The sequence below is a fragment of the Candidatus Neomarinimicrobiota bacterium genome (assembly GCA_021734025.1).
Classification (GTDB): Bacteria; Fidelibacterota; JAANXI01; order JAANXI01; family JAANXI01; genus JAANXI01.
The window spans coordinates 68836-82324 of sequence record JAIPJS010000011.1; the positions used below are offsets into that span (position 1 = coordinate 68836).

Below are 13489 nucleotides of genomic sequence, written 5' to 3' on the forward strand. Positions count from 1 at the left end.
ACACTTTCATTCGGCCGTTCATGACTCGACCGCATCTGACAGTTTCATAATCAGATCCACGTAATACCAGGAGTGATTGTACCTCCACACCGCTTTGCGTTTTTTGTTCTCCGTAATTCGTCCACGCCAGCCGTTTCTATACAGATAATGCGCGACCGAGTTAATCGCATCCGCCGGTTGAGTAATATCGATCTGTCCGTCTCCATCGCCGTCAACGGCATATGCTCTGAAAGAGGACGGTAAAAATTGCGGCATCCCGAATGCCCCGGCCCAGGAACCCCGGAGATCCAAAATGTCAACGTTATGGGACCGGTTTATATCCAGCAACGATTTCAATTCGTCGTATGCCCAGGATGATTTCGACTCAGCCCGTCTGCGAAGGTAGGCTATTTTCTCTCCTCTTTCGTTTTCAGACAGGTGCGCCAGTTCCGATTCCATTTCATCAACTAATGCATTGATGTTCCAGTCTTCACCGGCCAGCGCCATAGAACTGAAGACATACACCACCGGATGGGTTCCGGCGGATTGCCCAAACCGGGATTCCACATATAAAATGGCGGAAATGACTCCCGGATCAACGGCATATTGTTCGTCAACTGATTCAAAGATTTCCTGATGTTGCGCTCTGAACTCCCGGATCGACCGAATGGCGCGATCATTATACATTTTTTCATAAGGATCTGAGCGCTCGCGATGTTTTAGATGTACTTTAGTGACCCGCTCATAAAAGACGTCATTCCCGGGAGAATACAGTTGTCTGAGTGTCGAATCGTCATATCCATCTTTGGAGAGCCGTTCTACCAACGATGCATAAACGCCGGCATCCGGGAGCTGCATGTTGGAGGGCATGGTGGGGGCAGTTGTACGTCCCGGTCTGTACAGAACGATCGCAAACAGTATAATGACACCTAGAGTTATGTATAAGACTGGACGAAATTTTCTGTCCATATGAAGTTCCCCTGATTTGGAGCAATTTATCCGAAATAAACCCAGCAGGATATGATCCGGATTACAACTTTGAAATGTTTTAATATGTGTTGTTGATTAGTTGGTAAAATACTATCATGTTTAGAGGCGAATTACAAGAGAATAATCACAATAATGCCATATATCGAATTGCCACATTATCGGTTGCATTACCAGCAATATGGGAGCGGGCCCGCTCTTGTATTCCTCCACGGCCTGACTTTTGACAGTCGGATGTGGCAGGCTCAGTACGATGTATTTCGTGATGAAAATTTGGTGCTCGGACTGGATTTTCGGGGACACGGATATTCCGACGCACCCGAGGAGCCGTATACCTTGGATACCTACATTGGTGACGTTTCCGCACTGTTGAACGCCCTGCACCTTCCCAATGCTATCCTGGTGGGACTGTCGTTGGGTGGAGCGGTGGCGCTGGAATTTGCAGCCAGGTATCCGCAACGGGTCAGCGGTTTAGCACTGGCATCACCGGCCCTGGCTGGCTACGAATGGTCCCGAGCATGGAAGGAAACAATGAATCGGATTCAGCAGGCGGGAAATTTACGGACGCTCCGGCAAAACCTGCGACAATACTGGCTGAATGATCCCATGTTCGCCAAAGTCCGGACCATGAGGGAACATGCCGCACTTCTCAGAAAGATGGCGACTTCCTTCTCTGGAATGCCGTTGCTGCATGGTAATATGCAGATTAAATCCAGAGATAACGTCAGCGACCGGCTCCGAAAAATCAGGTGCCCGGTCAGCGTAGTGACGGGACAGGGGGACCGCAGTGATTTTCGAAGTATCGCCAAAACCCTTGCATCAAAATTAGAACGTGTAGAGTGGCACCAGTTGGATGATGCAGGGCATATGGTTAACATGGAAAAATCGCAGCATTTTAATTCGTTGCTGCGCCAATTCCTCTACCGGGTGGATGCCGGCGGATTTTGAGTGCTTACGCCTGAGCTGTGTGTTTGAGTATTTGTGATTCTGGTAAGTCGGATACATTTCTTCTCAGTAGTCAAAGGCAAGGGATGGTTTAATAGGGATCAATACCATGGAAACTACCCATTTCGAAATCCAGTTTTATGGCGGAAAGATCACTGCACATCACTGGTTGTATGTTCCCAAAGCACTCCTATCGATTGACGAACCGCTCTCCGTCGATAATTTACATATGACGGCACGTCTATATTTTGCCTATGTGGATCACGTTTTCTCCGGCCTCGTACGAAGTATTTATAATCCGCCGGATGCTGTGCTGAAGAGTACGATAGGCGGGAAAAATTTGCTTTGGTTCTCTGGAATCTGGAGCTCTGCGAACGGCAATGAGTCCCATATTACCATGCAAATTCAAAACGGCGGGCTGGTACATCCCAATCATTACAATCAGGGAAGACTTCAGTTTAAATATCTTATGGAAACCAGGGGTGGCACCGGTTACCTGGGCTTCCATTTTATTCTGACCGATTACGTCAGCAGAATACGGGGAGAGGGCCATCATCCCTCAATCATCAGACAAACACTATTTCGGATGACTGAAAATGCCATCTACAGGTATATTGCCGTCAGTTTTACCCGCCGCCTTACGAAATTATTGCAGGGCGAAGAGACCACGATGAAAAAGATGTTTGGTATTTCAGACAAGGATCTCAGTCTTTGGGTGGCGACCGATCAGATTCCTGAGCAACAAACCCTCGTCCCGCTCTCTGACTAGAATTTTTCTCTTTCTCATATCGTTCCATTTCCAATACCGAAAATTCCAGTTGGGCAATCGTTCAGCTATTATTACATTCGCCGCACTAAGAACAAATCTGAGTTAAAAAAAGGGGAAATATGGCACATTTGGAATCAATAACGAGTAGTACACCGGAGATCACGACCGGGGAATGGTCGCTATTATGCCTCGGAATTTTTGATGATAAAGAATTGTCAGATTATCAACTGCAGTATAACGAGGCATTTGGTGACCAGATTCAGATGCTGCTTGAGCAGGAGGATTTTCAGGGAGAGTTCGGTCAGACCGAAATGCTGCATTTCGATGGGCAAAGTCCGGTCAGCCGTGTATTACTACTGGGATTAGGTACCAGAGAGGCCTACACCCTGGACAAGGTGCGGCAGGCCGGCGGGCATGCGGTGCGGGAAGCGCAGAAGCGCCGGATCAAGGATTTTGCCGTCGAATTGTTCGGCTTGCAAAAATTAGAGGTATCCGAATCGGAGGTAGCGCAGGCATTAACCGAGGGCCTCATACTCGGCTCCTATCAATTTACGGAATATAAAACCCGGGACACGGATAAGATATTCATTGCAAAGAAAGCAACAATTCTGGCAGATGGCGACGTTGACGATGCGATTACCACCGGGAGTGCTGTCGCCCGGGCCACGGCTTTCGTGCGTGATATCGCACTGCATCCAAGCAATGTTATGACGCCTTCGCGTCTGTCGGAAGAGGCCGAACAAATCGCAAAGATCGGCGGATTTAAGTATCGGGTGTATGACCGGAACGAATTCGAGCAGATGGGGATGGGCGCATTTGCCGGCGTGGCCAAAGGTGCAGATGAACCACCGAAACTGATTGTACTGGAATACTATGGTGGAGAAAATGGAGAACCACCTGTTGCATTTGTGGGAAAAGGTATCACATTTGATACCGGAGGAATTTCAATCAAGCCGTCCAAGTCTATGTACAATATGAAGTTCGACATGTGTGGTGGCGCAGCTGTCCTGGGAATTATGTATGCGATTGCTGAGCTCAAACCGGCAACAAATGTCATCGGAATTGTGGCTGCGACGGAAAATATGCCCGATGGACGTGCCTACAAACCGGGGGATATCCTGAAGGCTTATAACGGTAAAACGATTGAAGTCCTGAATACGGACGCAGAAGGTCGATTGGCACTTGCCGATGCACTGGCGTATGCGGAAAAGGAGTTCGAACCAAAATATATGGTCAACTTTGCAACGCTGACTGGCGCTGCTGTTGTGGCATTGGGACATCACGCCTCCGCATTGATGGGCAATAACGATGAGCTTATCAACGGAATTATCGATGCTGGGGAATATACCGGGGAACGGTGCTGGCAGCTGCCATTGTGGGAAGAGTATTCCCAACACATGAAAAGTGACGTAGCTGATGTGAAAAATCTCGGGAGCCAGGGCGCAGGCTCTATCACTGCTGGTGCATTTCTGAAGGAATTTGTCGGCGAAACCCCGTGGGCTCACCTGGATATCGCCGGTACGGCATGGTGGAAAGAGGACCGTCCGTACATACCCAAAGGGGCATCCGGGGTCGGTGTCCGACTGATGGTACGGTGGTTGACGGAGACATTGAAGAGCTAGAGGATTCATTTGGCAGAGAATGCGTTTGCAATAAAATTGAGAAGGATGTCAAACTGACTCAGCCTATTGCTGATGAGGAACCGGTTTGGTCGGAGGGCGCTTTTGTATTCCTTGTTGTATGGGCTCTAACCCACTTTCCGAAAAAACATGTGGATGAATGGTTGTCTGGGCGGGATTTTGCCTAATGACAAAGTCAAAGCAGGAACCTCAGATGTAAAGCCGGGGAGCTCAATTTAACGGTATGAGGTGTCGGTTTTGTTTCTGAGCACCAGGATGTCAGTTCACTGCACCAGACCGACCCATCAATCGTCTTCCTCCATTACCTCATCCACAGTGCGGTTCTGGTTGTCAATTCCGGTATTGGAGACCAGAGTAAACGCGTATAAAAAGATGATGAACAGACCGGCACCCATCCAGGTTAACGATTCGCCGCTGCCCAGCACCATCAGAGTACACGCGAGCAAGCCAATGAGGATAGTTAGCAGCAGAAGTGGCTGGTTAACTGAACTGGACAGATCCAGTTCGTCCCAGTGCTCTTCCGGGAGGAAAATATTGTGTTCTTCCAGATCTTCGTAGGACATGGTCTACTCTCCTTGTGACGCATTTTCTGAGGAATCTTCCGGGTGTCCCATCTCTTCCAGCTCCCGGAAGAATTGGAAGAAATCCTGCATCTCGAATTTGAAATCCGGCTGTTTCGGCCGGACGAAGACTACCGGACATCGGGATCGTTCCGCCAGCCGGGTCGGAGTGCGTCCGAACACTTTCCGCCGGAACAGTTCGTCCTGGCTGGTGCCGAGCACAATCCGATCGTACTGTTCAGAGTGTTGGATAATTGTTTGCTCCGGTTCCGAATTATCAATGAACTGAAATGAGAAGCGGGAGGAATCTGCGATAAGCGCCTCCTGGCTGCCCTCTTTCTCCCGGGCAAACCGGAACACCTGTTTCCGGAATTCTTGTCGTTCCTCTTCGTTCAGACTTTCTCTGGAAACGTGCAACACATCGATGACGGTATCAGCCTTTTCCTCCACCAGCAGGGAGGCGACCGCAAGTCCCAGGGGCGCCGTTTTCGGATTCGCCACCGGAACCAGAACCCTTTTTATCTCTTCATCACCGTCATGCTGCATCACAATGGCATGGGTATTGGATTCCTTCATCACCATGTCAATGTTGGATCCGATGACGGTTTTCTCCCTGTGGACTGTTCCTTTCCAGCCCATGATCAGATAGTCGGTGTTTTTATCCTGAGCCGTAAAAATGATAGCCGCTGCCGGTTTATGTCCCACCCGGATTTGGGTGCTGACGGGCAGGTCATATTGTTCGGCGTACTTTCGGGCGCTGTCCAGGATTGGGCGGGCATCTTCAACAAATCTGTTTGCGGCTCTGGGTGGGAGCTGTGATGGTACGGTAACCACATGCAGGAGAAGGATTTGACTATCTGAGTGACGGGCGATCCGGGCTCCGAGGTCGATATGGGTTTTGGCTGTTTCGGGATCCGCCACAGGAATGAGGACAGTTTTCTGCTTGGTTTCAATCGGTTTTTCTTCCGCCAGGACCGGCGTGGCTGCCTTTTCCCGCTCCCTGCCTTTGGCATACATCCTGTACAGACCAAAACCGACCGCCAGCCAGATCAACACGTAGAACCACGCTTCCGGATAGTGATCAAACATAAACAGGGCGAGGGCGAATTTGGTTACGATGCCGATAATGGGGACTATAGGATAAAACGGCATCAGGTAGCCGTACGCCAGCTTGTCGCCGTATTTTTTCCGGATGGTGATCACCGCGATGTTCACCTGGAGGAAGAGCAGCAGAAACATGATATCAGCCGCAGCCGCTACCGTCGTAATCGGAACGAACAATACCATAAAGATGATCAACGCTGCGGTAAATAACAGCGCGTAGTGGGGCGTCCGGCGATCCGGATGAATCGCGGCAAACAGATCCGGCAGGTTTTTGTCCCGTCCCATGGCGAATGAAACCCGCGTGGAGGAGAAGGTGGTGGCATTCAGGGCTGACATGGTCGACAATACGCCTCCCGCCAATATCAACACAGCGCCGTAGGGCACGAACTGGGCGGCAGCCCGGGCAAGCCCGAGTTCCCCCACGTGCCGGAGGATCTTCCAGTTGGCAACCTGGGCGGAAATATCTCCGGGAATATGCGCATCTATGGCTTCCAATGCCTGGATAAGGAGCTCTGACTGCGAAGCCCCCACCAATACAAAGGCGACCACCATATAGATTGGCACCACGATAGCCAGGGACCAGAATACCGCCTTGGGGATGTTTTTCCTCGGCTCGACCACCTCTTCGCCAGCCTGAACGATGATTTCGTAGCCTTCGAACGCGATGAATGTGAGTCCCATGGCGGAGAGGATCCCCATCCAGCCGGTCTCATCCGGAATGAACGGCTGCAGCTGGGAGGTGCCCATACCGCCGCCTGTTCCAAAGGAGAACCACCAATCCGGGAAAAACATAAACTTCAGTCCGAAAAAGCAGAAAATTGCGATGACCAAAACCTTGGACACCGTCACAATATTGCCCGCCATCCCGGTTTCGCTGGCGCCCCGGAAATTGATATAGGCAAAGATGGCTGCGATGCCTGTACCGAACAGTTTCTTGCCCATGGTCAGGTCAATCCCGTACTGGAGCAGCGGGGCATCCAGGATGCGCAATAATTCGAAGATGAACGCCCCGAATCCCAGCGCATACAGTGCCCCGGCGACCGCGTGGGCAAACCAGCTCATCCAGCCGGCAAGGAAGGCGTTGGCGCCGGGCAGTCCTTCCTTTATCCAGAGATATCCACCGCCGGCTTCCGGAATAGCTGACCCGAGTTCAGCGTAGACCATAGCCGTAAATATGGTGACGATCCCGTTCAGGGCGAAGCTCAGGATCAGCGCCGGACCGGCGACTCCGGCGGCTTCTCCGGTTAACACAAAAATCCCGGCGCCAATCATGGCACCGACGCCGATCATGGTGATGTCAAAAAGACTCAAGTCACGATTTAACTGAACCGCTTCCGACTGTGAAGACTGTTGATTCATCTAGCTACCACCTCTTACCATTCGAATTCACCAAAAAATTATAAATGAATATTGAGCGAATATCTATAATAAATCGTTGAAAGTTTGTATTCCTGTTTGTGCTGTATTTTGTCAAATCATTCATGCCATAGTTGATAGTTTTGATGAAATCATACATAGATTCCTTGTCCTGCAAAGTCAGGGGAATATCGTATACGGGAGTGTATTCGGGCAGAGTCAGTTTACTATGCTGAAATCGATAAAGCAGGTCGTCTTCCTCGAGAATCGTCAGTTCGATTTCCATTATCGTTTCCCGCTTCATTCTGGTGTGTCCACATCGCGGGATGATTTGACTAAGGACGGGACATCCCGGGATAGTTTCACAATACCGATCAGGATGACCAAAAATTCCAATCTCCCCAGAAACATCCCGACCATCTCGGTATAGAGAACGCCGGGTGGGGCTTGTGGCCCGGTAATACCGACCGAAAGCCCGACGGTTCCCTGGGCTGAGGCGTACTCGAATAGGGACTCCATGAACCCGTACCCGTGTGCCATCAACACCGTCGCCCCGACTCCGATCGCAACCAGATAGAGAAAAGCATATCCTCCGACACGGACCTGGAGGTTCTTTGACACCTGGATTTCATTATCTCCTTCCCAGACAGAATTGAATTCCACGGCTGAGCGCGGCAGCAACTCGCGACGTATTGCCCAATAGATAGACTTGAACAAAAGATATATCCGAAATTGTTTGATTCCGCCGGCAGTGGAGCCGGTTCCACCCCCGATGAACATGAGTACAATAGTGAGAAACATCCCAACTGCATTCCATCCCTGATAACTAGTGGATGTAAATCCGGTGGTAGTCAATGCAGTAACAGTTTCGAACACCGCGACCCGAATCTCTTTCCCGAGGCTGGGATATATTCCCTGCACAGTGAGAAAAAAGAGCAAAGGTATGACGAGCAGAAGCAGGCACGTGAAGAAGCGGAGTTCTCCATTCTTTGAGACTGCCCGAATTTTGCCACGCAGGATCAGCCAGGCAACCAGAAAATTCAGATTTCCGAGAATCATCAAGGGGAGAGAGACGGCTTCGACCGCGATGGAATTCCAATGGCCAATGCTGGCGCCTTTCGTTGAAAATCCTCCCGTCGATACAGCCGCAAGAGAGTGATTTACGGCGTCGAAGAATCCAAGTCCCGCCAGAGAATATCCGAGAATGCCAATGACGATATATCCGACATACAGAATCAAAACCACCTTTGCTGAGGCTTTGACATTTGGTACAAGCTGTTGTCGTCCTTCAGCCCGCCCAAGAGAAGGACCGATAGGACCGGTGACGGATGCCAGCATCAGGATTGCCAGCCCTGCTCCTCCTCCCACTTGCATAATGCTTCGCCAGAGGAGGAAAATATGGAGCGTGCTTTGTTCATCCACCACAGTCAGTCCGGTAGTCGTCCATCCGCTTACCGCCTCAAACAGGGCAAGTGTCCATGACATATCCGCCCCGAGGTAGAATGGCCATGCAGAGAAGATAAATAAGGCTATCCAGCTGAGCAGGACGGACACCCGCGCTTCTTCCAGCGTCAGATCGGTACCGGGAGGCGGCTTGAAAAAGAACCACAGGAGCAGCCCGATACCAAGGAGGCTGCCAGCCGGAACCAGGAATGCAAAAGCCAACTCTTTCTCTGCCGGCCATGCGAATAACACACTCAGTGGTAGAAGTAAAAATAGACTGCTTATCATCATGATAAGCCCGATATACCCCAGGATTACTCCATACCGGCTCCTGAGATACGAATCTCCTGTCACGGATTTTCCCGGATTACGATGCATCGCCGGTCAGCACTTTCAAGGCTTCGCTCTGGGAATCTGGCAGAGCAATAACGATCAATCGATCCCCGCTCCGGAGCACGGTTTGTCCGCGCGGTATCAGTTGCTCCTCCTCCCGCAGGATAAATCCGATGATGACATTTTCAGGTAACGAAAGTTCATGTAAGGTTTTTCCAACTGCCGGGGCAGTCGCCGGAAGGATCACTTCCGAGATATTCACTTTGCCGCCTCCAACCGGGATAATACTTGTCATCTCCTCAAGGACGGTTCGCTGTTCGATCAGTTTGGTCACCACTTTCGTTACGGCGAAAGCATCAATGCCCAGCTGTTGAAATATCTCTTCATTATCCGGATCCTGCACAACCGCCAGTGTTCGGGGGACGTGAAACCGCAATGCTGCAAGCTGGCAGGTAATTAAATTTTCATAATCATACGGGGACACTGCAAGAACGGCATCCGCCTGACGTATTCCCGCCTCTTCCAGGATTGACGGAGTGGTAAAATCCCCATGGAGGGTCAGTACTTTCATTTGTTGCGCAATCTTATCGCACTCCTCTTTCCTGTCGTTTATGACGGTAACCGAATGGCCTTTATTAATGAAGGTACGAGTGAGGAAATACAACGTGCTGCCATTCCCACTGAGAATGATCTTCATAACGCCTTTTCCTACTTTCTGGTATTTGCTTCCTGGATTGCCGACAGAAACTCTTCACCTGCCAGGATCGTCGGGGAAATGGTTTCAATTTCCTGAGTATGGTAAATTTCTTCCCGTTCCGGATCGAAGACCCGGGCTACCACCTTGGGAACGGAGAAAATGCGGCTGGCAATTTGGGCCACCGTGAGATTAATCGTATCATCCCGTGTGGTGACAAACACAACGTCGGCCTGGTCAAGTTTCGCTTTTTTCAGTACCGCCAGCTCTGTTGTATTCCCTTCAATCCGGAATCCGCTAAAGCCGGTCGCCAGTTTTTCAAACGCACGTTTCTCAGTATCCACCACGACCACACTGTGTCCGGCTTTGCTCGTCCGGTTGGCTAATAAAGAGCCCAACCGGCCACAACCGATTACCACAATATATTTTTCCCCATTTTCAGCCGGTTTCTTTAACCATTCCGATGGTTTGGTTCGGAGTTTTGCCATACTCAGACTCCCATGTTCAGTTGCCCGGATGACACGTTACTACTGAGTCGATCCAGGTTTTTAGATGCCGGTGTAAATGACTGGTCAACTCCCAACGCTGCCCGATATAATTTTTTTGCCTCCTCGTTCAGATGCCGGTATTCCAGCAGCACGCCCAGAACATTATAAGCATTTGGTTTGTCCGGAAGAGCGATAAGAGCCTGCTTTATTAAACGCTCCGCCTTGTCCAGCTGGTGGGATTTTAGCAAAGAAGCCGCTTCCCGAAGATTATCCATGTATTGCTCCTTCGTCCAGGGTTCCGACTCTTTGCCCCGTAATGCCTGCTGGACCGCTTCCCGGATTTCCGTTGGACTGAAGGGTTTTTGAAGAAAGTCCACAGCGCCCAGATTTAATGCCTCCACCGCAGTATCAATAGAACCGAAGGCAGAGATCATAACCACTGGTATGTCCAATTGCTCTTGGCGAAGTCGGCGCAAGACTTCCAGTCCATCCGGCTTCGGAATTTTGAGATCCAGCAAGACCGCCTGGAAATCCCCGGCTTCGACTTTTTTTAGGGCTTCTTCCCCGGATGCTGCGGTGTCAGTTTCCACACCGAGTGATTCCAGAGCCCGGGTAACTGTCAAACGGATATTGGGCTCGTCATCTACAATTAATAATTTTTGTTTAGCCATTATATTTACTCCTTATGCTCATTAATCAGAAGCGGGCGGGGAGTCGGGGGCAGCAGGTATCCCACTGACTTTCCTGTGTTATATCCCGGTTGAATCTGGATTCCAGTAAACGGATGGATATCAAAGCCCAGGCTGTTGGGGGACAGAATGCGATTGGAATTGCGATCATAATGTCTTGAACAGGTTTTTATTGAAAGTCGTCAATGTTCGATGAGTCCACAATATCCGGAGAGAACCGTTTCTCGCAATTACGGCAGTAATGGACGTTTTTCATTCGCAGTGACGCAATCAGGAATCCCGCCCCAGCCAGAAAGATCACTCCGGCAATGATTAATTCCGCTATGGGGTGTACCAGAATAGTTCCGAACCAAAAGACCAGTCCAGCGAGGACGAAGAGTACTACACTTACTTGTGCATATCGCGTTTTGATGTTATAGGTGTCGTATTCATTGCAATTCGGACATTTGTGTTTTGACATATGAGTATTCCTTCTTATTTCGTTTCATCCCGGGAGGATGAGCTGTGTGCTTCTGCCACCACCGGCAGGGTAAAAGTGAACGTACTGCCTTCTCCGGGGTCGGATTCCACCCAGATCGTCCCGCCGTGCGCCCGAACGATTTCTTTACAGATAGCGAGCCCCAGTCCGCTCCCGCCACCGTGATTGTCCTCCTGCACCTGCACAAACCGATCAAAGATTTTGCTTTGATATTCCTCCGGGATTCCGGCGCCGTCATCGGCCACGGAGATGTAGACATGCTCGTGTGTGTGCTGCGCAGATAAGGTAATTTGGCCACCGGATTTAACGTAACGGATCGCGTTGGAAATGAGGTTGGTAATCACCCAGGTGATTTTATTGCTGTCGGCTTTGACCTCCGGCAGGTCGTCCGGAATCTCCTCGGTGAACCGGATCGATTTCTCGTCGAATTGATTGGCGAAGACCGATCGGATGCGTTCGGTAATGAGCGACGCCGGAGTCCGTTCGAACGTCATCTGAATCCGCCCGGTCTCGATCTTTGATAGTTCCAGCAGGTCGTTCACCAGTGATTTGAGCCGGCGGATTTCTGTATGGGCGGTCTCCAGCATGTCGGCATCCTTTTCGCTGAGTGTCTCATCCAGATGCTCCCGCAGAATTGCGATGCTCATGCCGATACTGGTGAGCGGCGTCCGCAGTTCATGGGAGGCCGCCATCACGAACTCACTCTTGAGCTGATCCAGTTGTTTCAGGCGGGTCACGTCCCGCAGATGGAGGATCATCCCTTCCAACCCTGAGGTGTGACCAGTAAACGGTGTAATAGTATAGGCGTAAAACTTGTCCTCCTGCAATCCGCCCAGGGTCGTAATCCGTTCTTCGTCTGAAATCTCCAGTGGATCTCCTTCATCAATTGTGGTCTGCAAATGGTCCAGCAATGTCTCATCCTGTATGAGCTGTTCCATCGGGATCGGCGGGCTCCCGGCTGTCCAGGATCGCCGGAAGAGTTCGGCCGCCGCGGGATTGAAATTCACCACTTTCCCGGCGGAGTTAATCAGAATGATTCCGTCTTCGATGCTGGTGAGAATGGCTTCGTTCTTTTGTTTCTCCCGCATGATCTGATCGATATTCAGCTGCTCATAGGACTGTAACTGGGTTGCCATCCGATTGAATTCCTCGGCCAGCTGCCCCAATTCATCTTCCGTGTCCACCGGGATCGTGACATCGTAATCGCCCTGTGCGATCTGCTGGGATGCCGTGGCCAATGTCTGCAAAGGGTTCGTAATTTTGCGGGCAACGAGAACACTTAATACTATACTCAACACCAATCCAATAAGCCCCACGGCGATGGTGGATACAATAGCTGCATGTGCCACGGATTTTGCCTGGTCACTCGCAGTATACATCGCCTCCTGGTTGAGATCCCGGAGTCGTTCGATGTTCTCCTGCAACTGCCACACAAGGGGCTGGATATTGTCACTATAGTACGACGCGGGATCTGAGGTGCCCCGGTCGAGGCCGGTCCAGTACGATGTCGTTGCACTCCGGAAGGCGGTATACAGCGAATCGAGATCGTGGAGCGTCCCGGTCTCTTCCGGAATAGTGATGTTATTATCCGCCCGGCTCTGCCATTGGAGAAATCGTGATTCGTTCGTTTGAAACATGTCCCGGGACGAGGTAGCCCCGGTTTTGGTCAATGCGTGGAGCAGTGCACTATCCTGGCGTTCCAGGGCATTCCGCATGCTTTCTGCGGCGAGGATACTCTGGTAATTCTCCTCCAGAATTGCAGAACTCGCCTGTCCCAGACGCACCAGATGCACAATGCCCCAACAGATTACCAGGGTCATTAGTACCAGGCCGATTCCCTGACTGACCAGTATTTTATTTCGAACGCGCATGAGTCATTTCCTTTCCATCGGGTAAATTATGCAAGTGTTATACCAGAACACAAAATCGCATGAAATCAGGGCCCAGGGGATTCTGGATATCTTCCAATCATGCATAATGTCGATTTGTCGGAGATTCGTTCGTGCATTGTGCACGATGGTTTA

The 13489-nt window shown here is 50.6% G+C and carries 13 protein-coding genes; 3 read left to right on the forward strand and 10 right to left on the reverse strand.

The window, feature by feature from the left end:
- Positions 1–18: 18 nt before the first annotated feature.
- Positions 19–948 (reverse strand): lytic murein transglycosylase, encoded by a 930-nt coding sequence (locus K9N57_12155; protein MCF7804937.1) that lies wholly within the window; start codon positions 946–948, stop codon positions 19–21.
- A gap of 153 nt (positions 949–1101) precedes the next feature.
- Here K9N57_12155 and K9N57_12160 point away from each other — a divergent pair, with 153 nt between their 5' ends.
- The 3 genes from K9N57_12160 to K9N57_12170 all read left to right on the forward strand — a co-directional run bounded on the left by K9N57_12160 (position 1102) and on the right by K9N57_12170 (position 4302).
- Positions 1102–1914, forward strand: a complete 813-nt coding sequence (locus K9N57_12160; GenBank protein MCF7804938.1) for an alpha/beta hydrolase — start codon at positions 1102–1104, stop codon at positions 1912–1914.
- Positions 1915–2020: 106 nt separating this feature from the next.
- Positions 2021–2680 (forward strand): hypothetical protein, encoded by a 660-nt coding sequence (locus K9N57_12165; protein MCF7804939.1) that lies wholly within the window; start codon positions 2021–2023, stop codon positions 2678–2680.
- 119 nt (positions 2681–2799) lie between these two features.
- On the forward strand, positions 2800–4302 hold the full coding sequence (locus tag K9N57_12170; GenBank protein ID MCF7804940.1) for a leucyl aminopeptidase: 1503 nt from the start codon (positions 2800–2802) through the stop codon (positions 4300–4302).
- Positions 4303–4604: 302 nt separating this feature from the next.
- Here the strand turns inward: K9N57_12170 and K9N57_12175 are convergent, their stop codons facing one another.
- The 9 genes from K9N57_12175 to K9N57_12215 all read right to left on the reverse strand — a co-directional run bounded on the left by K9N57_12175 (position 4605) and on the right by K9N57_12215 (position 13336).
- On the reverse strand, positions 4605–4883 hold the full coding sequence (locus K9N57_12175; protein MCF7804941.1) for a hypothetical protein: 279 nt from the start codon (positions 4881–4883) through the stop codon (positions 4605–4607).
- Positions 4884–4886: 3 nt separating this feature from the next.
- On the reverse strand, positions 4887–7343 hold the full coding sequence (locus K9N57_12180) for an amino acid permease (GenBank protein MCF7804942.1): 2457 nt from the start codon (positions 7341–7343) through the stop codon (positions 4887–4889).
- A gap of 4 nt (positions 7344–7347) precedes the next feature.
- Complete coding sequence (locus K9N57_12185) at positions 7348–7626, reverse strand: hypothetical protein (protein MCF7804943.1); 279 nt, start codon at positions 7624–7626, stop codon at positions 7348–7350.
- 14 nt (positions 7627–7640) lie between these two features.
- The gene (locus tag K9N57_12190) at positions 7641–9137 is read right to left on the reverse strand and encodes a TrkH family potassium uptake protein (GenBank protein ID MCF7804944.1); all 1497 of its coding nucleotides are present in this window, start codon (positions 9135–9137) and stop codon (positions 7641–7643) included.
- Positions 9138–9150: 13 nt separating this feature from the next.
- The gene (locus K9N57_12195) at positions 9151–9813 is read right to left on the reverse strand and encodes a TrkA family potassium uptake protein (GenBank protein ID MCF7804945.1); all 663 of its coding nucleotides are present in this window, start codon (positions 9811–9813) and stop codon (positions 9151–9153) included.
- 11 nt (positions 9814–9824) lie between these two features.
- Entirely contained in the window at positions 9825–10298 is a 474-nt protein-coding gene (locus tag K9N57_12200) for a TrkA family potassium uptake protein (GenBank protein MCF7804946.1), read from the reverse strand.
- A 2-nt stretch (positions 10299–10300) separates the two neighbouring features.
- A complete protein-coding gene (locus tag K9N57_12205; protein ID MCF7804947.1) occupies positions 10301–10969 on the reverse strand; it encodes a response regulator in 669 nt (222 codons plus the stop codon).
- Between the two features lie 187 nt (positions 10970–11156).
- Positions 11157–11447: a hypothetical protein gene (locus K9N57_12210; GenBank protein ID MCF7804948.1), complete on the reverse strand. Its 291-nt coding sequence runs from the start codon at positions 11445–11447 to the stop codon at positions 11157–11159.
- Between the two features lie 14 nt (positions 11448–11461).
- A complete protein-coding gene (locus K9N57_12215; GenBank protein ID MCF7804949.1) occupies positions 11462–13336 on the reverse strand; it encodes a cell wall metabolism sensor histidine kinase WalK in 1875 nt (624 codons plus the stop codon).
- Positions 13337–13489 lie beyond the last annotated feature (153 nt).